General features: G+C 61.5%; 2 protein-coding genes. Both read right to left on the bottom strand.

Annotated elements, in window-relative coordinates; translation table 11 throughout:
• Positions 1 to 1388: hydantoinase/oxoprolinase family protein (locus Q0341_RS02735; RefSeq protein ID WP_299510385.1), on the bottom strand; the 1388-nt coding region annotated here is incomplete at its 3' end.
• A gap of 34 nt (positions 1389 to 1422) precedes the next feature.
• The coding region (locus Q0341_RS02730) for a winged helix DNA-binding protein (RefSeq protein WP_299510383.1) at positions 1423 to 1780 on the bottom strand (358 nt) is incomplete at its 5' end.

Genomic DNA, 1780 nt, shown 5'->3' with positions numbered 1-1780 from the left:
CAAGCGTGCTGCCCGCCCGCGCCGCCAAAGCATTGCAGTGTGTAGCGCGTCACGTCGTAGCCGCGTGCGACCGAAATTTTCTTGATCGCGTTGGCCATCTGCTGCACCGCGATTTGGATGAAACCATGCGCCACGTCTTCAGCGGCACGCCCGGTTTGTGCGGCCATTTTTGCAAAATGCCCGCGCACCACCTCGGCGTCCAGCGGCTGGTTGGCTTCTGGGCCAAACACCGACGGGAAAAAGCGCGGCTGCACCTTGCCCACCATCACGTTCGCATCGGTCACGGCCAGCGGTCCACCCCGTCGGTAACTGGCAGGCCCCGGATTGGCCCCCGCGCTTTGCGGCCCCACCCGAAAGCGCGCACCGTCGTAGGCCAACAAAGACCCGCCGCCTGCGGCCACGGTGTGGATGCTCATCATCGGCGCGCGCATCCGCACCCCGGCTACTTGCGTTTCAAACTCGCGCTCGAACTGCCCGGCAAAGTGCGACACATCGGTGGACGTGCCGCCCATGTCAAAACCAATCACCTTGTCGTGCCCCGCCAACTGCGCCGTGCGGGCCATGCCCACAATGCCGCCAGCCGGGCCGCTCAAAATCGCATCCTTGCCCGCAAACACCTGGGCGTCCGTGAGGCCGCCCGAAGACTGCATGAACATCAGCTTCACGCCCGGCATTTCGCTCGCCACTTGGCTCACATAGCGCCCCAAAATCGGTGACAAATACGCATCCACCACCGTGGTGTCGCCCCGGCTGACGAATTTCATCATCGGGCTGGTCTGGTGTGAGGTGCTGACCTGCGTGAAACCCACTTCTCGCGCCAAGCGGGCAGCAGCCTGCTCGTGCGCGGTGTGTCGCCACCCATGCATGAACACGATGGCCACTGAGCGCACACCTTGTTGGTGCGCATGGGCCAATTGGGTGCGCAAATGCGCCTCGTCCAAGGGCTGCAAAACCTCGCCATCCACGGCCACACGCTCATGTGCCTCCACCACCGCGCTGTAAAGCAACTCGGGCAGCACGATTTGACGGTCAAATAAACGAGGGCGGTTTTGGTAGGCGATTCGCAGCGCGTCGCCAAAGCCTTGTGTGGTGACCAGCAGCGTTGCCTCTCCCTTGCGCTCCAGCAGCGCATTGGTGGCCACGGTGGTGCCCATCTTCACGCACTCGACCATCTCGGGTGTGACTGTCTCACCAGCTTTCAGGCCCAGTAAATGGCGAATGCCCGCCACCGCCGCATCGCGGTACTGCTCGGGGTTTTCGCTCAAAAGCTTGTGCGTCACCAAGCTGCCATCCGGGCGCTTGCCCACCACGTCGGTGAACGTGCCGCCCCGGTCGATCCAGAACTGCCAACGGTTTTTACCAGTGGGTGCGATTTGGGATTCGGTCATAAGTCGCTCAACAATCAGAATATAAAAACCAAGGTCACAAAGAAGCGGCAGCACGCGCAGCCTGGTCGTACATGCCCGAGAGCACGCGCAGCAATCGGGCCAATTCGCCAATGTCGCGGTTCAGGCCATCGTCGGCTTTCAGGGCGTCAATCAGGCAGCTCTCGCGGATTTCGCGGTAGCGCTGCACGTAAGCGCGACCTTCGTCGGTGACGGCATAGGTCACGTCTTTGCCATTTTTTTGAGACATCACCACCCCCAAACCTTGCAGCTTTTTCAGGGCGTAATTCACCAGATGCGTGTCCTCGATGTTCATGATGAAACAAATGTCGGCCAGGCGCTTGTCACGCGCACGGTGCGTGACGTGGTGCAGCACCAGCACATCCAGCGGGGTC

It is taken from the genome of uncultured Limnohabitans sp. (genome assembly GCF_937889215.1).
GTDB lineage: Bacteria > Pseudomonadota > Gammaproteobacteria > Burkholderiales > Burkholderiaceae_C > Limnohabitans_A.
This window is presented reverse-complemented; position numbering and strand designations above follow the sequence as displayed.